The organism is Pseudomonas sessilinigenes (genome assembly GCF_003850565.1).
Lineage (GTDB): Bacteria > Pseudomonadota > Gammaproteobacteria > Pseudomonadales > Pseudomonadaceae > Aquipseudomonas > Aquipseudomonas sessilinigenes.
Genome location: NZ_CP027706.1, coordinates 4,390,147 through 4,407,697 on the forward strand (window position 1 = coordinate 4,390,147; position 17,551 = coordinate 4,407,697).

A 17,551-nucleotide genomic window follows, 5' to 3' on the forward strand; every position below is an offset into this window, starting at 1 on the left:
CTGTCACTTGCCCTCGGGCGTGAGTTGGTTCCACTGGGCGCGTTTGCCGTTGCTCAGCGAGGAAGGTGGGTTGAACAACTTGCAGGGCGGGGGATTGTTCGGGCACATCTGTGCCACCTGGTCCCAGGTCGTCGCCGGGTCTGGCTTAGCGACACGGAAGTTCACGTAGTTCTGGCTGATGATCGGCGCATTGGCATCGCTGACATCGCCGGAGAAATAGAACGACTGCGGGTGGCGGAACGCCGGCTGGCCGGAACCGTCGCTGGTGGCCTGCTTGTTGAAGGCATAGCCGAACAGGACGGGGGCACTGTTCTTGGCCGGGATCTCCAGTGCATAGGCCTGCACGCTGGCGCCGATGTTCTGGCTGCGGCGGGCGTCGTAGGGCAGGTGCCTGATGAAGTCCTGGGCTGGCGGATGGTTCATGGGCGAGAACATACAGCAGGCGGGCATGTCCTTCGGACGGTCCTCGGGATAGGTCAGGAAGTAGGCCTTGTTGCCCAGGGAGACGAAGGAGCAGGTGTAGTTGTTGTCCTTGATCGGGAAGATCGGCAGGCAATACTTCTCGTAGTGCTCCATCATCGCGCCCTGGCCGTCGCCGTCCTTGGGCACATAGTTGATGTCGTAGTAGGTGCTGCCCTTGGACACGGTGTAGTCGGCCGGCTTCAGGGTACTGGGCGGGTTGCTGTAGGGCGGTGGATTGTCCTTGTAGTTGTTGAAGACCCGGTACATGGTCCAGTCGCTGATCCAGGTGGCCGGGAACGACGGATCGCTAGGCTCGCCGGTCTTGCGCTTGGCGACGCAATAGTTGTTGGCGATGGTGCACCCCTTGTCGTTGTGCACGCCCATGGTGAAATACACGTTGTCGCTGTTCTGGTCGGCCCACAGTACCTGGCTGCTGCACAGCAGCAGGGCCGATAGCAGCAGGCGCTTGAGGAAACTGGCGTTCATCTGACTCTCCTTGGCCAAAGCCGGGCGCCATGGGGCGTCCGGCGTGCCGTTACAGGGCGGTTGCTCAACTGTGTGAGTAGTTGTTGATATCCAGCGGCATGGGTGGGTAACCAGCACTCACCAGGTCCTTGGCCCAGATCTCCAGTACTTGCCGACGGCTCTGTGGCAGGTCCCGGGTGATGGGCATGGCCAGGGTGCTGGCCTCCTGGTATTCCTTGCTGATCAGGGTGATGAACTGTCCGATGGCGCCCTCGATGCGTAGCAGGGAATCGAGCGGCATGAACTTGTTCATGATCGGGTAGAGGTAATAGAAGGGCCGGAGGATTTTCGGGAAGATGAACTCGTTCCAGATCCGCGTACTGGCGTTAGTTTCCTTGCACATCTGGTTCCAGGTCCTGATGAAGTCCGCAAGTATCAGCGGATCCTGCGGCAGCACCCGCAATGGCGACAGGAAGTCGGTGAAGGCGTCGGTGTAGGAGAAGCTGAACGGAATGGGCGGTGGGTTCTGCGAGTTTTCCTGGATGAAGAAACGCACGGTGGGGAAACCTGCCGCCACCGCCCTCACCGTGAGTTGGGCGATGCCGGCGGCGTTGGTCTGGATGCTGGTCACGGTGTAGCTGACGGTACTGCCCAGATCGTCATTGATCTTGCCGATCTTGTCCTGGGCCTGATCGAACGCCAGGCAGGGTCGCAGATTCACCGCCGCCGCACATGACAGGTAGCTTTGGTAGCTGACAGGCTCCATGCCCGGTGGGTCTGCCTTTGCAAGGTTCCGGGTGATGGTGTTCAGGGTCCGGCCGCTGCCCACCCGATGCACATTGGCCTGCGGTGGGGCTCCGACGAACTGCGGCTTGATCGACTCGTTCAGCCCCATGTCCTCCGGATAGTTTTTGAACAGGTAGAAGTCCGCCTTGTTGCTGAACGCCAGGTAATAGTCGCTGGTGGTCAGCATGTAGGCGTTGTTGTACTCAGCGACCCACAAGGTGGTCCCGGCCGGGGCGGGCTGGCCATTTTTCTGCACCATGATGTTCAGCGTGCGGCTGTCACCCACATCGATGAAGCTGCCGCTTTCCATCACTTCAGCGGTCCACAGCTGCTGCTTGGCGGCGATGGTGTCGGTGTCTTGCAGGCGCAGCGCCAGGTTGCCCTGTTGCAGCTTGGCCTGGGCCGCGGCGTCCAGGGGCAGGTCCAGCAGGCCGGAACGTTTGTCGAACGCCGTCTGCTGATACTGCTCGAAGCCGAAGCGGGCAAGGGGGGTGAACGTTTTGTCGTCCGAGGCCAGTACGCCCAGTTCATAGTCGCCAACGTTGAATTTGCCCGCCACCGGAAGGCCGGTGTTCAACCGTTGCGGATCAGGGTCGACCGCCCCGTCATGGGGCGTCGGGTAGATCGGAAAGGTATTGCCCAGGTCCAGGGACAGGGTATTGCCATGCAGCTCGGCGCTGAGTACTCCCAGGTTGACCGTGGCCGGATTGTCGGGAGTCCCCCCCATGTCTCCCTGTTTCACCTTGCAGTACGGCACCTTCACATCCTTGTTGGGCGCAAGGCGCTGGCCGGCTGGCGCAGTGGGGAACTCGTTTTTCAGCCACAGGCCCAGGATGCCGGAGGTACGGCTATGGGCCGGGTTGTAGAAAATCTCGGTCGGCTTATCCAGGCCCATCTGGTACAGCATCTGCAGCCTGGACATGTCCCAGGGCGCCTGGGAGTGGCTATCGACCACCTTGTAGTCATTGAACACACCGTTCTTGTCATAGACGGTCAGGTAAGTGGTGAACCTGAGCATCAGCCCCTGGGCATCCGGATTACTGTTCATTTCATCCTGCAGGCTCTGCAGCAACTGTGAGCCGCCAATCACCCAGTCCACCTGGTCCTTGGTAAAGCAGGACTGCCAGGTGCACGTTACATAGACCAGGCCGTGGAATGTCGCCGCCCAGTTGAAGTCCAGGAAGCGGTTGAGCATGCGACAGCCGTTTTTCAGGGTCACGCCGCAGGCGGCATCGCCCAGCACTATCTTGTCGAAGTACAGCGCGGTGAAGTTGTTCTGCCAGGGGCTTATATCGACAAAGCGTGCCGGAGTGGGGGCCGGGTTGCCGAACGGATTGCCCAGCAATTGGTAGGTCTTGTTCACCAGTGGATCAGTGTCGATGTAGCTGTTGACCGTGGTCTCACCGCCAATGATCACCGAGCGGGCCTGCTGGTAGTTGATGGTGCCGCAGGAGTTGTCGCCGAACAGGTCCCATTCGGCGGGAAACATGGGGAAGTTGCCTTTCTTGCCGTTGGTCGGCACCTGTAGCACATAGTCCGGGATCTGGTCATAGGCCAGTGGGGTGATGGCCCACGGCATCAATGTCTCGGAGGCATTGAGCTCGTTGATCCCGTACTTGTTCAGGAAGCGCCAGTTCATCTGCATCTGCACCGCGTCGTACAGCGGCAGTAAATCGTTGTTGTTGAAGGTCGGTGGGTTCCAGTACATGAACCCGTTGAGGTAGATCCGGGGAAAGTTCAAGACGCTCATGATCTGCTCTCCTTAGCGTTTCCACTGGGCGCGTTTGAGCGACCAGACGTAGTCCAGTTTCTGATAACCGATGAAGTTGGATTCCGGCAGTACGGTGGTGGGGTAAAGGATTCCGCCGTTTTGATCGAGGTTGAAGGAGAAGAACCTGTTGCTCTTCGGCGAATAGGCCGCGGTGTTGTGGCAGGCCAGGCACGACGAACTGTCCTGGAACGCCGATTCCAACTGCGAGTTGGCCAGCAGCTTGGGCGCTGGCTGGTCAGGGTTGTACTGCACACCGATGAGCTCGTAGTTGGCCAGGGTCGGATTCTGCTGTTGGAACTGCGGGTTCACCTTGCTGGCGGCCTCGGTCGGACCGGTGCTGTTGGTCATCGGCTGGGGCTTGGGCTGGTTGGTCACGGTGTAGTCGGGGTTGTGGCGGTTTTCGAAGGTGGTCCAAACCCAGCCTTCGGTCAGCCGGTTGATCACATGCATGCCGCTGAGCCCGGCAAACCCCGTGTGATAGTTGTTGTCCTTGTCGATGTAATAGCCCTGGGCAATGTAGTAACCCTGGTCGATCAACTGCTGCTTGAAGGCGGCGTCGCTACCGATCCACAACCAGGAGGTCTTCAGCTCCCAAGCGGTGTCGGGGAACCTCAGTTCGTGGGTCAGCTCGGAGAGGCCGTTACGGTTGTAGACCTTCTGTTTGAGGATGTAGTCGTAGGTCTGCTCGCCCATCAACAAGTGAAAGCGCACCGGCTGGCCATTCTGTGCCGGCGGCACCTTGTTGCCCATGTGGAGAGCCAGGCCATCGACCTGCTGGACACCGTTGTTGGTGCTGCCGTCGCGGTCGTCGCCCAGGTTCAGGAACAGCCCATTGGGGTCCATTCCAGGGATGCCCTGGGCTGCCTGGGTCACCTGGATCGGGACGGTGGCAGGCATGTTGTACGGCAGGGGTGGCCCGCCGTTGCTCAGGTACACCTCATCGGACGGCTTGAAGGACTCCCAGACCACTTGCGAGCTCTTCGACGGATTGGGTTTGTTGAGGCATACAAACCAGTTCCAGGCCATGGCGTCCGGGTTCTGCTGGAAGCTCTTGTAGGTGCCCGCCGTGTCACCTGAGAAGTTGAGGAAGTCGTTGCAGTCGAAGGCGCTCGCTGCCTGGGTTTGCGCAAGGCAACCCAACATACCGAGCACTGCTATAGGGATGGTTCGCCGCATGGAATCTCCTTGGCCTGAGCCGTATCGTCATAGAGGCGCCCTAGGAAATGCGCTAGGAGCAGGTGCTTTACCGCAGTGGCCGGTAACTGCTCCGGCAGTGGTAAATCGCAATCGGTGATCAACAGGGGCCCGACCTGCGCGTGGCTCGGCAAGCGTCCATGGCTGCCGCGAATCAGTCCGGTGTCCAGGGGAATCAGGTCCATGTAGTAGCGAAAGCCGAGCTTCTTCTGCAGCAGGCGGCGCGCCACTCGCAGCTTGGGAAAACGGATTGCCGGATCGACGAACAGCTCCAGCGGGTCGTAGCCCGGCTTGCGGTGGATATCCACGGTGCGGGCGAAGTCGGGAGCCAGGCGGTCGTCGAACCAGTAGTAGTAATCGAACCAGAACCCCGCTGCGGCCACCGCCACCAGCTCGCCGCTGCGCGGGTGGTCGAGCTGCCAGGCCCGTTGTTCGGTCTTGTCCAGGACCTGCTCGATACCGTGCTGGCGCTGGAGCAGGGCCTTGACCCGGGCCACGTCTTCGGGACGGCGGACATACACATGGGCGACCTGGTGGTCGGCCACGGCAAAGGCGGCGCTGGCGCCGGGGTCCAGCAGCTCCCAGGCCACGGAGTGGCGCACTTGCAGCAAGCCTTCCTCGCGCAGCACCCGATTGATGGAGATCGACTGCTGCACCGCCTCGATGCCGTATTCGGAGATCAGCATCACTGCCGCATCCTGGGCCTGGGCGAAGTCCAGCAAACGCCCGACCTCATGGTCGATGGCCCGTACTTCATCGGCGATGGACGGATGTTCGGGGCCTACCCGTTGCAGGCTGTAGTCCAGGTGCGGCAGGTAGACCAGTTGCAGGTCGGGGCGGGTGATCTGGAACTCGGCCATGGCGCAGTCGACGATCCAGCGGCTGGAGGCGATCCCGGCGGCCGGTCCCCAGAAGCCCGGGAAGGGGAATTCGCCGATCTGCTGTTCGATGCGCTGGTGCAGGTCCGCGGGGGAGGAGTACAGGCCGAACAGCTTGCGACCGTCGGCCGGGTAGTGGGGGCGCGGAGTGATCGCTGCGTCCACCCCGGCGTACATGTTGAACCACCAGAACAACTGGCTGCAGCGCAGGCCGGGGATTTCTCGCTGCAGGGTTTGCCAGACTTTCTCACCCTGGACCAGGGCATTGGGTTGCAGCCAGAAGCGCACCTCGGCCTGGTCGCGAAAGTACCAGCCATTGCCGACGATGCCATGCTGCGAAGGCGGCAATCCAGTGAGGATCGAGGCCTGTACCGTCGAGGTCACGGCCGGGAACACCGGCAGCAGCCTGGCCATCTGCGCCCGTTGCAGCAGGGCGTTGATTCGCGGCGTGGCCTCTCCCAGCAGGCTGGGGGTCAGGCCGACCACGTTGATCAGCAGCAACGGTTGGCGCACGGTCCTAGTAGACATGGGCAGACGCCTCCAGGGTGGTGTTCTGCGTGCGCAGCAAATGGCGCTGGCGCAACTGTTCCTCGACCCACTGCAGCTCGGCGGCGATCCCCCGCAGCAGGGCTTGCTGGGTGTCCGGACGCAGGTTGCCGGGTAGCACGTTCCAGCTATAGGTCTCGACCTCCAGCACTGGCTGGAAGTACCGGTGCCTGGCCAGGAAGTCGAAGGTTTGCAGCAGCGCCTGCTGGCTGCCGCTGAGTTCGTCCAGGAGGAACTGTTCGCTGAACAGCGGCACATGGAAGTGGATCCGCAGTTCGGCGCAGTGCTCCTGCACGGCCATCAGCGCCGTGGGCAGGTCGTCCCAGGCCTGCAACCGGCCCTGGGCATCCAGGGCCTTGACCTGATGCAGGTAGGTGGCCTCGGCGAAGGTGCCCAATGCTTGCAGCACCTGCCGGCGGCGCTGGCGGTCGGCGAATGGCAACTGGCAGATCAGGGCGTTGGACAGCTGGATCTTGCCCACCGGGACCCGGGCTTCCAGCAGTTGTTTCAGGGACTGGAAACAGTCCTCGAACATGACGGCCTGGTGGCAGACATCGAAGCACAAGGCCAGGTAGCCGTGGTGGGGATCGCTGGCTCGCCAGTGCTTGAAAAAGGCGATGGCCTGCGCGGTATTCTCCAGCACGCAATCCGGCTCCATCTCCAGGCACACCTGGATCTTCTTGCCGGTCTGCTGGTGCAGGCTGGCAAGCTGTGCAGTCAGTTGGCGCAGCTGCTCCTCGGCCAGCCGCTGCTGGGTCGAATCCCAGGTGGCGGCATACCCCAGGGGCACGCTGGAGATCACCCCCTGGTGGCAGTCCAGGGGCAGGGCCGCGGCCAAGAGATGTGCCAATTGCAGGCTGTATTCCAGGCGCTGTGGTTCGGCCCAGGTTGGTCGGTAGACCTCGGCCTTGACCGCGCCCTCATGGAACTGGCCATAGGGAAAGCCATTGAGGGACGTCAGGCGCAACCCGCAATCGTGCAGCAGATCGAGGAAGTCCTCGCGGACCTCCGGCTGCTGCAACTCGGCGGCCGCCTGGGCACTGATCCACAGGCCGCTGTCCTGGACCGCCAGCCCACGCTGGCGGCGCACGGCCTGGAACTGCTCCTGGATCGAGGCGCGCAGTGCCGCTACGTCCCGGGCCGGGTGCACGTTGCCGCAGTAGCCCAGTTGTGCGGCGCTCCAGCCAGCCTGGGGACTCATTTGACCACCGGTTCCTGGCCGCGCAGGGCCGAGTTGTCCTGCCACTGGCGGCGCTGGTCGATGGGCAGCGCAGTGCCTACCAGTTGCTTGTCCAACTGTCCGCTCTGGGCGAAGAAGTCCACCGGGTTATGGAACAGCACCTGTTCCACCTGGGCTTCGCTGAAGCCCGCCGCGAGCATCGCCTGCCCGGTCTTGGGCACCTTCAGCGGGTCGCTGATGCCCCAGTCGGCGGCGCTGTTGACCACCATCTTCTCGGTGCCGTACTGCTGCAGCAGGGCCACCATGCGCTGCTCGGACATCTTGGTGTTGGGGTAGATGGAGTGTCCGCGCCAGCAGTCGCTGTCCAGTACCAGCGGCAAGGTCAGTTCGTTGAGGTGATCGATGATCACCAGGTGTTCGGCGATGCCTACCTCGCGGATCACCGCCAGGGTGCGCTTGGTGCCGCCGATCTTGTCGCGGTGCGGGGTATGCACCAGTACCGGCAGGTTGAATTGCCTGGCCAGCTCCAGCTGTGCGGCGAGGAAACGGTCCTCTTCCGGGGTGATGTCGTCGTAGCCGATTTCCCCAACCGCCACCACGCCGTCCTTGACCAGATAGCGCGGCAGGATCTCCAGCACCTCGTTGGCCACCGACAGGTCATTGGCTTCCTTGGGGTTCAGGCCAATGGTGCAGAAATGGTGGATGCCGAACATGCTGGCGCGAAAGCGCTCCCAGCCCAGCAGCGTGTCGAAGTAATCGATGAAGCTGCCAACGCTGGTACGCGCCTGGCCCTGCCAGAAGGCGGGCTCGATTACACCGGTGATTCCGGCGGCGGCCATGTTCTGGTAGTCGTCGGTGGTACGGCTGACCATATGGATATGCGGATCGAAGTACTTCGCCATGGTGAGTCCTTGCGCTAGTGGTAGTGGAATGTCGTTGAACGCGGGTGCGAGCGTTTCAAGTGCCGGGTTGCAGATGCCCGAGCCAGTGCGCCGGCAAGCGTTGTTGCTGGCACAACCCGCGCAGGCGCTGGTGCTGGGCCTGGCTCAGCAAATCGAAGGCGATGGCCTGGGGCAGGCTGTCGCTGACGCTGCGCCCTGCTGCCAGGTGCTCTTCCATGTGTTCCAGGGCCAGTTGGTTGAGGTCGACGCTCAGCCGCTGCTCCAGGCCGGCGATGCGGCCGCAGTCCAGGCCCATGCCCAGGGTCTTGAGCAGCAGTTGGTGGAAGGCCCGGTCCTGGTAGTGGTGCGCGACGAAGGGGTTGTCCAGGGCGATGGCGGCGAACACCTCGCGGTTGTTGGTGCGCCCGGCCTGCAAAGCCAGCTCCAGGCAGCAGCCCTGGCTGTCGAGGTCGTCCAGGACCTTGAGCAGGACGCACTTTTCCTGATCGTCGCCCCACAGGAACAGCTGGCGCAGCAGCGGCTGTTGCCCGGCAACCTCTTGGTGTTCCAGCAGTTCGGCCAGCAGTACCGCGCGAGCCAGCTGGGTGCGGTTCCAGCCGGGGCTGACAGGGATATCGCCAAGGCGGCGCCGGCACTGGCTGCTGAGCAGTACCAGGGTATTGGCCGATGGCTGGGCGGCCAGTTGCTCCAGAGCCTGCTGCCACCAGGCGCGGGTATCGGTGTCCAACGGCTGCTCCAGCAGCCGGCGACGCTCGGCAAAGGCCTCATGGCGAATGACGAGGGTTGGCGAGGGGGCGGTGACGTCCATGGTCATGTCGGCTTGATCCAGCGTTGAAGGTGGGGAAGCAGGAAGAACACCAGTACGCACAGCAGGCTGCCCAGCGGTTGGTTGGCCAGGGCCAGCACCAGGGCGTCGAACAACGGCAGGGCCGCCAGGCCTGCCCCGATGAAGGCGCGGATCTGCCGTTCCCGCGGGTTGGCCAGGTGGCGCTGGTAGTGCCAGCCCAGCCAGCCCAGCCAAAGCAGCAGCACCAGCCAGAACGCGCCGTTGTCGGCATAGGCGGCCAGGGCCAGTGGGCTGAGCATCAGCAGCAGCGGCAAGCGGCTGAGCAATTGATTGCGATGCTCGAGCCGGGCCAGGTAGGTCAGGCCGGCGATGTAGGTGCCCAACAAGGCGGCGCACAGCCACAGCGGCTGGGGCGGCATGGCCAGGCTGGCGGCGGCGGTCAGGTACAGGGCGGAGCGGCAGCCACCCATCAGCCATACGCTGTGGGGGTACTTCTTGTGCAGCAGGTCGTAGGCCAGGATGAACAGCAACAGCAACCCGGCGCTGGCCAGCAACCAGTGGGGCTGGCTGATCAACTGGCTGAGCCCGAGCACCGACAGGCTCGCCAGCAACAGCAGGGCCAGGGTGGCAAGGCGTACCTGGGCATGGCTGACCAGGCCCAGCACGATGGGGCGTGGATTCTGATGGCGTCGATCCCAATCGGCGTCCAGCAGGTCGTTGAGCAACATGCCCGCCAGGTACAACGCCGAGAGTGCTACCAGCAGCAGGGTCCAGACCAGCGGAGAGGGCGGTGCCAGGGTGGTGGCGCTGCTGGCCAGCAGGGCGGCGGCGATGGCATTGGTCCACACCGTCGGCAAGTTGGAGACCCGTCCCAGGGTTAGCCAGGTGTTCAGCGAGGCATGGCTCATCGCGCGCACTCCTGGGTCCAGATGAAATCCGGCCCGCCGAAACTGGCCAGGCGCAGCAACGCCTGCTCCATCACTGGCAACTCGATCTGGTGCAGGTCGATGGATTGCCCCAGGCGCTTGAGCATCGGGATCGATAGTTGCCCTCCCAGGTGCTGGCGGAACTCCTCCAGCCCTTGCAGGACCAGCGAGCGACCCTGGGTGTCCCGCAGGCCCAGTTCCGGAGGACACAGGTTGAAGCCCAGTCGTTCGAGCAGTCGCAGCAGGCGCTGGGCCTCACCGTCGCTCAGCAGGCCGATGGCGTTGGCGTAGAGCGCATCCAGGGCCATGCCCACGGCTACCGCCTCGCCGTGGCGCAACCGGTGCTGGCTGAGATTCTCCAGTTTGTGGGCGGCCCAATGGCCGTAGTCCAGGGGGCGGCCATTACCGCGTTCGAAGGGGTCGCCGGCCCCGGTGATATGGCCCAGGTGCAACTCGGCGCAGCGGTGGATGGCGTAGCGGCTGGCCTCATGTTCGAAGCTTGCCAGGGCGGTGGCGTGTTGCTCCATCCACTGGAAGAAGTCTACGTCCTTGATCACCGCGACCTTCACCGCTTCGGCCAGGCCGGCAATCTGGTCGCGTTGCCCCAGGCTGCGCAGCAGTTGGAAGTCGTTGATCACGGCGGTGGCTGGGTAGAAGGCTCCCAGCAGGTTCTTCTGGGCGAAGGCGTTGATGCCGTTCTTCACCCCGATGCCCGCGTCGTTTTGCGCCAGGACCGTGCTGGGGATGCGGATCAGGCGCATGCCCCGGTGGAAGGTGGCACAGGCATAACCCACGGCATCGAGCACGGCGCCTCCCCCCAGGGCCAGGACATGGCAGTGGCGATCCAGGCCGTGTTCGAGCATCTGTGCATACAGTTGCTGGAGCACCTCGGGAGTCTTGCTCAGCTCGCCCGCCGGAACCGGGATCGGCGCTGCCTTCAGGTGCAGCTCGCCAGCATGGGCGGCGAAGTAGTCGTCGATCTGTTGGGACAATTGTGGGCAGCAGAGCAGCAGTTGCTCATCGGCGAAGACCAGCACCGTGGCCTGCCCGGAGGGCTGCAGGAGTTGGCGATACAGGCAGGGGTTATCGACTTGGAAAATGTGCTCAGTGAACAGCACCGGGTAGTGGTAGCTGACTTCGAAGCGCCCCTGCAGTGCCTGTGTCTGGTCGGCGCAGAGGCGTGCGGCGCGAGGCTTGAGCAGGCTGCGGGCACCGAGGAACAACCCCGGTAGCACCATGCTCGCCAGGAGGGTTGCCAGCAGGGCGTCCTGTTCCACCAAAAGACTGCCGATGGCCGCGTAGGCCAGGGCCAGACCGGCATTGGCCAGGGTGGTGACCAACAGGAACTGGCGCAGTGGATAGCGCTGCATGCCGGCGGCCAGCACCGAGGTTTCCGCCAGGACCGGAACACCACGCAGGCAGATCAGCGACAGGGTGCTGAGGCGATAAGCCAGCTGCCCGGGTTGCCAACTCCGCAGGCCGAGCCAGTTGGACAGCAAGCGGAAGTACCCGGCCCCCAGCCAATAGCCCAGGATGGCACCCAGGCACAGGCCGACGAAGATCACCAGATAACCTCCAACGGCACCCAGGGCGGCGACGGCCAGCAAGGCCACCAGGCTGGATGGCACTGGCAGCAGTACATCCAGTGCCAACAAAGTGACCAGGAGCAAGGCCAGGCTGGTGCGTTGCAGGGGATCGCTGGGAAGGAAGTTGGCCAAGTGTTCGAGCAACTGTTGGATCTGTTGTTCGAACAGCAGGAAACTGCTGATGACCAGTGCTGTAAATAATAATAACGAGAGCCAATAGTTCTCGGCTGTACCCTTCAACGAAAAGGCACGAAGCAACGCACTGCGCTTCATCAAGTATCCCTCTTGATTGATATGACAAGTTCCGTGTCGGTGTCAGCGTAGTAAGGCGGATAGGCGTGTGGTTAGTTGAGCCCTCGACTGTTTTTTTATTGGTTTTCTGGCGGCTGAAGAGCACTTCAGTGGCGAGTAGCTATCAAGTTAGTCAAGGCATCGGGTTTTGCAAGTGAGCCACGCTACCTGGCTCGTAATGCACTTTTCTGGCCTGTTGGGAAAGTGTATCACCAGTGTTACAAGTGCCTTGGGCCTGTTGGCTTGGCAGAGGGGAGTGAATTCAAATGATAGTTTTAAAATAGCGAATTAAGGCCTAACTAACTATTAGTCGGCTATTGAGTTTGTTGTTTGTATTTACTCTATTCGATTGATTTTTTTGGAAAACATTTGCCAACTAATATGTTGGTTTATAGTTGCACTTCAAATAAATGCGAAGCATTCGCAATGTTTGCGGTTAGTTGATCGCGCGTTCAATGAGCATTAGACCAGTGACGGTTCAAGGAGCGTTGGGAGAGTGTTCGAGCCAGGTTGCCCGTCGACTACCAGGCAACCTTCGAAGCGTGTGGCAAGTTGAGCGGCAGGACGTGCCGGTTCAATTCGCTGCGAGGAATTCCTCGGTGGACTGGACGCTGGCATAGGCAAAGGCCAGGGCCGACATCACGGCGCCCTGGACCTGGGCCGCCGGTACTCGTTGCCCATTGAACTCCAGGTCCAGGGTGGCACAGGCGTCATGGATCACCCGGACCGGGTAGCCAAGGTCGGCGGCGGCCCGGGCGGTCCCCTCCACGCACATGTGGCTCATGTTGCCGACGATCACCAGTTCCTCGATTTCCCTTTGCTGGAGGATCGCTTGCAGTTCGGTCTCGCGAAACGCGTTGACGAAATGCTTGAGCACCACCGGCTCATCTCCCTGGTTGCGGACCTTGGCATGCAATTGCGCCCCCACGGAGCCGGGGGTGAAAAAGGCCGCGTCGTCGGAGCCGAACTCGTGGCGGATATGCACCACCGGTGTGCTCCTGTGCCGGAAGGCCTGGATCAGCCGGGCGGCGTTGTCCGCCGCCGCCTCGACCCCGACCAGCGGCCATTTGCCGCCGGCGAAGTAGTCGTTCTGGATATCGATTACGATGAGCGCCTGTCTGGCCATGGATGTTGCCTCCAAGTGAGTGTTCGATGTGGAGGCCAGTATCGGCACCTCGTGTGGCTTCGAGGATTGGCCGCACCGACATAAACAGGGGGAAAACTGACAGTGGGCATTCACGGTACGGTCGCCGAACTGGGCGTACTGCTTTATCCAGGTGTGCAAATGGCGGCGGTGCATGGCTTGACCGATCTGTTCGAAGTGGCCAATCGCGTGGCCGCCGAACAAGCCGAGGCACCATTGCCGAGGTTGCGGGTCAGCCATTGGCAGGCCGACGGCGAGCACGCTCCGGTACGGGTCTACGATAGCCTGGTGCATCCTCCTGGAAGTCTGCTGGCGGTCGTGATTCCTCCTTCGCTGGGCGGCTTTTGCACCAGCCAGTCCGGCGTGGGGCTGGCCACCTGGCTGCGCCAGCAACATGCCGCCGGGGCGACCTTGGGCGGCGTGTGCGTGGGCTCGATCCTGCTGGCCGAAAGCGGCCTGCTCGACGGGCGCAGCGCCACCACCCACTGGACCTCGGCCAAGGCTTTTGCCGAGCGTTATCCACAGGTGCGGCTGGAGGCTGACCAACCCATAGTCGACGATGGCGACCTGATCACTACGGCCGGGCTGATGGCCTGGGCGGAGTTGGGGTTGCGCCTGGTGGATCGCCTGTTGGGTCCGGGTGTGGCCAGGGCCACGGCGCGTTTTCTGGTGATGGAGCACAGCGACAGCGCCAGCCAGTGCGGTAGCAACTTCGCCCCGATCCTCAACCATGGCGATGCCGCCATTCTCAAGCTGCAGCACTGGTTGCAGGCCAACGGTGCGGTGGATGTTTCGCTGGCGGCGATGGCCCGGGAGGCGGGACTTGAAGAGCGCACCCTGCTGCGGCGTTTCCGCACCGCCACTGGCCTCAAGCCCACCCAGTACTGCCAGCACCTGCGGGTGGGCAAGGCGCGGGAAATGCTCGAGTTCAGCAACGGTACTATCGACCATATCGCCTGGACCGTGGGTTACCAGGACCCGGCGACCTTTCGCAGTCTGTTCAAGAAGATCACCGGCCTGGCGCCCAGCGAATACCGCAATCGCTTCGGCGCCAGCCGGGGCCAGTGACCGGCCTGCAGCCTCAGTGACTGGCCAGGCCCCGGGCGTTGTCGGCGGTTGCGGTGAATGCCGGGTCCTGGCGATCCAGGCGCCCGCTCAGGGCGGTGAGGGCCAGGGCCGCCAGTACCACCAGTGCGCCGATCCAGGCGGTATGGATCAGTCCCAGGTGGGCGACGATCAGGCCACCCAGCCAGGCACCGCCAGCGATCCCCAGGTTGAAGGCCGCGATGTTCAAGCCCGAGGCCACGTCCACCGCTTGCGGCGTGTGATGCTCGGCCTGGCGCACGACATAGACTTGCAAGCCAGGCACGTTGCCGAAGGCCACTGCCCCCCATACCAGCACGGTGAGCAGCGCCAGCCACGGGTTGCCGGCGGTGAAGGTGAGTAACAGCAATACGCCGGCCAAGAGGGTGAAGATGATCTTCAGCGCGCCGATCGGACCGCGACGGTCGGCCAGCTTGCCGCCCCAGATATTGCCTGCCGCTACCGAGACACCGTAGATCAGGAGCACCAGGCTGACGGTGCTGGCGCTGAAGCCGGAGATGTCCTGGAGGATCGGCGCCAGGAAGGTGAAGGCGATGAACGAACCGCCGTAGCCCACCGCCGTCATGGCATACACCAGCAGCAGGCGTGGCTGTTTCAGTACTTGCAACTGCTGCACCAACGAGGCCGGGCGGCTGTGGGCAATGTTCTTCGGCACGTACAGCAGGCTGCCGACAAAGGCGATCACCCCCAGGGCGGAAACGGCGAGGAAGGTTTCGCGCCAGCCAAAGTGCTGGCCGATAAAGGTGCCCAGGGGCACACCGGTGACCAGGGCCACCGTCAGCCCGGTGAACATGATGGCAATGGCGCTGGCGGCCTTTTCCTTGGACACCAGGCTGGTGGCGATGGTCGAGCCGATGGAGAAGAACACCCCATGGGCCAGGCCTGTGACGATGCGCGCCAGCACCAGGGATTCATAGCTGGGGGCTTTCCAGGCCAACAGGTTGCCAAGGGTGAAGAGCACCATCAGCGACAGCAGCAGGAGCTTGCGCGCAACCTTGCCGCTCAGCGCGGTGAGCACCGGGGCGCCGATGGCCACTCCCAGGGCGTAGAGGCTCACCAGCAGCCCGGCGGATGGCAGGCTGACCCCAAGGTCGGCGCCGATAGTGGGTAACAGGCCAACGATGACGAACTCGGTCGTTCCGATGGCGAATGCGCTGAGGGTCAGCGCGAGCAAGGCAATGGGCATCACTGCGACTCCGGTTGAAGTTGAATGGCGCGCAGTGTCCGGTTTTGACTCGTGCGGAAAAATAGCCCTATCAGCACAAGATATTTGCGTCTTGATCAAGTATTTCCCTGGGGCGGTGATGCCGGGGTGAACTTGGCCGGGCAAAAAAATGCGAACTTGCTGGCCATTTCTTGATCAGCTCCTTACAGACCCTGCTGAAGGAGCCCCGCGTCGTGTTGAATTTCAAGACCGCGATTCTGCTCGGGGTGCTGCTCTTGCTGGGCAGCAGCGAGCTGGATGCCGCTCCTGCGGCAACCGACCCGGTACCAGCCCCGCAGAAGCCGGAGCTGCTGGTGGAGGGCGGGCTGTTGGGGGCCATCAGTTCGAGCATCGATGAAGTCCAGGACAAGCTCGATCTCAACCAGAACCTGATCGATGCCTGGCGTTTGCGGGCCGACCGTGCCGCCGATGAGGTGGGGCGCCTGGTCAGCCAGCCATCGGACCGCTCGGGCTGGAGCGTGGCCTGGGATTTCCTGGTGCTGTCCGGAGCCTGGCTGGCCAGTTTCGCCCTGCTCACCCTGTCGGGAGGATGGCTGGTACGACGGCTGGCGCAGCAGCACTGGCTGTTGGCGCGCCCACGGGGCCGGGCCTTGCTGGAGTACCTGTTGCCCTACACCTTGCCGGCGTTGATCAGCCTGCCGTTGACGCTGTACGCCAGCCATTCACTGGCAGGTTCGGTGGGGCGCGCCCTGGCGCTGTGCCTGGCCTATGCCACCAGCAGCGGGATCGTCTCCACCTCGGTGCTGTTGTGCCTGATCGTGCTGTTCAACGTGGGGCACAAGCGCCCGGCGGTCCGGGTGATCCGCGGCTACTGTCCCAAGCCGCTGTTTCTCATGGGGTTCCTTGCGGCCCTCAGCGATGCCCTGGCCAGTCCACAGATCGCTCGCCAACTGGGCGGCAACATCACCAGCAGCGTGGCGGTGGCCACCGGCCTCCTGGCTTCGGTGTTCTTCGCCATGCTGGTGGTCCGCTTGCGCCGACCGGTGGCGCAGCTGATTCGCAACCGTCCGCTGTCCCAGCGTCTTGGCCAACCTGCATTGCAGGAGTCGCTGCGGATCTTTTCCGGGCTCTGGTACTGGCCGATCCTGCTGATGGTGCTGGTCTCGGCGGTCAATTTGATCGGCGCCGGAGAGGACAGCCAGGAGACCTTGCGCTGCGCCTTGCTGACCACCGCCTTGCTGATTGCCACGGTCTTTCTCAGCACCCTGCTGCAACACGTGTTCAAGTCGCGCAGTGCCGCGGCGATCCAGCGCAGCAGCGCCTACAAGGAGCGCTTCCTCAGCCTGCTACACGCCTTGCTCAGGATCGTCATGGCGATTGCCTTCATTGAAATACTCGGGCGCATCTGGGGGCTCTCGCTGTTCGAGTTCGCCCAACGCAACGCCGTGGGCCGCGCCATCAGCGACTCGTTGAGCAGCATCGGCCTGATCTTCCTGGTGACCTGGCTTTTGTGGGTGGTGCTGGATACCGCGATCCAGGAGGCCCTCAAGCCGCCCCTCAACAAACGCGCCGCGCGCCAGCCCAGCACCCGGGTCAAGACCATCCTGCCGTTGCTGCGCAACGCGATCAAAATCATCCTGGTGGTGATCTGCGCGATCACCACCATGGCCAATGTGGGGATCAACGTGGCGCCATTGCTGGCCGGTGCCGGGGTGGTCGGCCTGGCCATTGGCTTCGGTTCCCAGCAATTGGTACAGGACGTGATCACCGGCCTGTTCATCATCATCGAGGACACGCTGTCCATCGGTGATTGGGTGGTGCTGGATTCCGGCCATGCCGGTACGGTGGAGGGCCTGACCATCCGAACGCTGCGCCTGCGCGATGGCAAGGGCTTCGTGCACTCGGTGCCGTTCGGTCAGATCAAGGCGGTCACCAATCAATCGCGGCAGTTCGCCTTCGCCTTCTTCTCGGTGCAGTTCACCTACGACTCCGATGTCGACAAGGCCATCGAGCTGATCCGCGAGGCTGGCCGCTCCATCAGCGACGATCCATTCCTCAAGTACAGCCTGCAAGGCGGCCTGGACGTGTTCGGGGTGGACAAGATGGACCTCAACGGCGTGGTGCTGACGGCGCAGTTTCGTACGGTGTCCGGCGGCCAGTACGCGGTGACCCGGGCGTTCAACCAGCGCTTGAAGAAGCTTGTGGATAACTCGCCCTGGGTGCATTTCGCCCAGACTTATCCACAGCAGGTGATGTTGCCAGCGCGACGCAGCCATGAGGATGAACCGGAGCAGGAGGAGTCGGCCCTGCTGTTGCCCGAGGCACCGCGTCCGCAGTGAGCCCTGGCCCCCGTTGGTGGTGAGG

At 62.9% G+C, this 17,551-nt stretch carries 13 protein-coding genes; 2 read left to right on the plus strand and 11 right to left on the minus strand.

The genetic code is table 11. From position 1 onward, the window contains the following. Positions 1-3: 3 nt before the first annotated feature. The 10 genes from C4K39_RS20350 to C4K39_RS20395 form a co-directional block, all read right to left on the minus strand. The gene (locus C4K39_RS20350; RefSeq protein WP_068577529.1) at positions 4-948 is read right to left on the minus strand and encodes a hypothetical protein; all 945 of its coding nucleotides are present in this window, start codon (positions 946-948) and stop codon (positions 4-6) included. 64 nt (positions 949-1,012) lie between these two features. After that, positions 1,013-3,463: a hypothetical protein gene (locus C4K39_RS20355; protein WP_068577527.1), complete on the minus strand. Its 2,451-nt coding sequence runs from the start codon at positions 3,461-3,463 to the stop codon at positions 1,013-1,015. A gap of 12 nt (positions 3,464-3,475) precedes the next feature. Beyond that, positions 3,476-4,660, minus strand: a complete 1,185-nt coding sequence (locus C4K39_RS20360; RefSeq protein ID WP_068577526.1) for a hypothetical protein — start codon at positions 4,658-4,660, stop codon at positions 3,476-3,478. Continuing rightward, positions 4,639-6,084: an alkaline phosphatase family protein gene (locus C4K39_RS20365; RefSeq protein WP_124347263.1), complete on the minus strand. Its 1,446-nt coding sequence runs from the start codon at positions 6,082-6,084 to the stop codon at positions 4,639-4,641. The genes C4K39_RS20360 and C4K39_RS20365 overlap by 22 nt, the downstream gene beginning before the upstream one ends. Further along, the gene (eboE, locus tag C4K39_RS20370) at positions 6,074-7,303 is read right to left on the minus strand and encodes a metabolite traffic protein EboE (protein WP_124347264.1); all 1,230 of its coding nucleotides are present in this window, start codon (positions 7,301-7,303) and stop codon (positions 6,074-6,076) included. The genes C4K39_RS20365 and eboE overlap by 11 nt, the downstream gene beginning before the upstream one ends. Further along, the gene (locus tag C4K39_RS20375) at positions 7,300-8,184 is read right to left on the minus strand and encodes a TatD family hydrolase (RefSeq protein ID WP_068577521.1); all 885 of its coding nucleotides are present in this window, start codon (positions 8,182-8,184) and stop codon (positions 7,300-7,302) included. The genes eboE and C4K39_RS20375 overlap by 4 nt, the downstream gene beginning before the upstream one ends. 55 nt (positions 8,185-8,239) lie before the next feature. Beyond that, positions 8,240-8,998, minus strand: a complete 759-nt coding sequence (locus C4K39_RS20380; RefSeq protein ID WP_124347265.1) for an EboA domain-containing protein — start codon at positions 8,996-8,998, stop codon at positions 8,240-8,242. Next, positions 8,995-9,879: a UbiA family prenyltransferase gene (locus C4K39_RS20385; RefSeq protein ID WP_124347266.1), complete on the minus strand. Its 885-nt coding sequence runs from the start codon at positions 9,877-9,879 to the stop codon at positions 8,995-8,997. The genes C4K39_RS20380 and C4K39_RS20385 overlap by 4 nt, the downstream gene beginning before the upstream one ends. After that, a complete protein-coding gene (locus C4K39_RS20390) occupies positions 9,876-11,756 on the minus strand; it encodes a 3-dehydroquinate synthase (protein WP_124347267.1) in 1,881 nt (626 codons plus the stop codon). Before C4K39_RS20390 ends, C4K39_RS20385 begins: the two co-directional genes overlap by 4 nt. Positions 11,757-12,348: 592 nt before the next feature. Next, positions 12,349-12,900, minus strand: a complete 552-nt coding sequence (locus C4K39_RS20395; RefSeq protein ID WP_068579103.1) for a cysteine hydrolase family protein — start codon at positions 12,898-12,900, stop codon at positions 12,349-12,351. Positions 12,901-13,059: 159 nt separating this feature from the next. On the opposite strand from C4K39_RS20395, the gene C4K39_RS20400 reads away from it, so the two are divergent. After that, a complete protein-coding gene (locus C4K39_RS20400) occupies positions 13,060-13,986 on the plus strand; it encodes a GlxA family transcriptional regulator (protein ID WP_416220701.1) in 927 nt (308 codons plus the stop codon). Positions 13,987-13,999: 13 nt separating this feature from the next. Here C4K39_RS20400 and C4K39_RS20405 read toward each other — a convergent pair whose 3' ends face one another. After that, a complete protein-coding gene (locus C4K39_RS20405; RefSeq protein WP_124347268.1) occupies positions 14,000-15,208 on the minus strand; it encodes an MFS transporter in 1,209 nt (402 codons plus the stop codon). A gap of 212 nt (positions 15,209-15,420) precedes the next feature. Between C4K39_RS20405 and C4K39_RS20410 the strand changes: the two genes are divergently transcribed. Then, positions 15,421-17,526 carry a mechanosensitive ion channel family protein gene (locus C4K39_RS20410; RefSeq protein WP_124347269.1) on the plus strand — a complete coding sequence of 702 codons (2,106 nt, stop codon included), beginning with the start codon at positions 15,421-15,423 and terminating at the stop codon, positions 17,524-17,526. The last annotated feature ends 25 nt before the right edge of the window (positions 17,527-17,551 follow it).

Coding starts and splice junctions, on each gene's coding strand:
- C4K39_RS20385 (WP_124347266.1), bottom strand. CDS start 9,879: ATGAGCCATGCCTCGCTGAACACCTGGCTAACCCTGGGACGGGTCTCC.
- C4K39_RS20355 (WP_068577527.1), bottom strand. CDS start 3,463: ATGAGCGTCTTGAACTTTCCCCGGATCTACCTCAACGGGTTCATGTAC.
- C4K39_RS20390 (WP_124347267.1), bottom strand. CDS start 11,756: ATGAAGCGCAGTGCGTTGCTTCGTGCCTTTTCGTTGAAGGGTACAGCC.
- C4K39_RS20375 (WP_068577521.1), bottom strand. CDS start 8,184: ATGGCGAAGTACTTCGATCCGCATATCCATATGGTCAGCCGTACCACC.
- eboE (WP_124347264.1), bottom strand. CDS start 7,303: ATGAGTCCCCAGGCTGGCTGGAGCGCCGCACAACTGGGCTACTGCGGC.
- C4K39_RS20365 (WP_124347263.1), bottom strand. CDS start 6,084: ATGTCTACTAGGACCGTGCGCCAACCGTTGCTGCTGATCAACGTGGTC.
- C4K39_RS20380 (WP_124347265.1), bottom strand. CDS start 8,998: ATGACCATGGACGTCACCGCCCCCTCGCCAACCCTCGTCATTCGCCAT.
- C4K39_RS20350 (WP_068577529.1), bottom strand. CDS start 948: ATGAACGCCAGTTTCCTCAAGCGCCTGCTGCTATCGGCCCTGCTGCTG.
- C4K39_RS20405 (WP_124347268.1), bottom strand. CDS start 15,208: ATGCCCATTGCCTTGCTCGCGCTGACCCTCAGCGCATTCGCCATCGGA.
- C4K39_RS20360 (WP_068577526.1), bottom strand. CDS start 4,660: ATGCGGCGAACCATCCCTATAGCAGTGCTCGGTATGTTGGGTTGCCTT.
- C4K39_RS20400 (WP_416220701.1), top strand. CDS start 13,060: ATGGCGGCGGTGCATGGCTTGACCGATCTGTTCGAAGTGGCCAATCGC.
- C4K39_RS20395 (WP_068579103.1), bottom strand. CDS start 12,900: ATGGCCAGACAGGCGCTCATCGTAATCGATATCCAGAACGACTACTTC.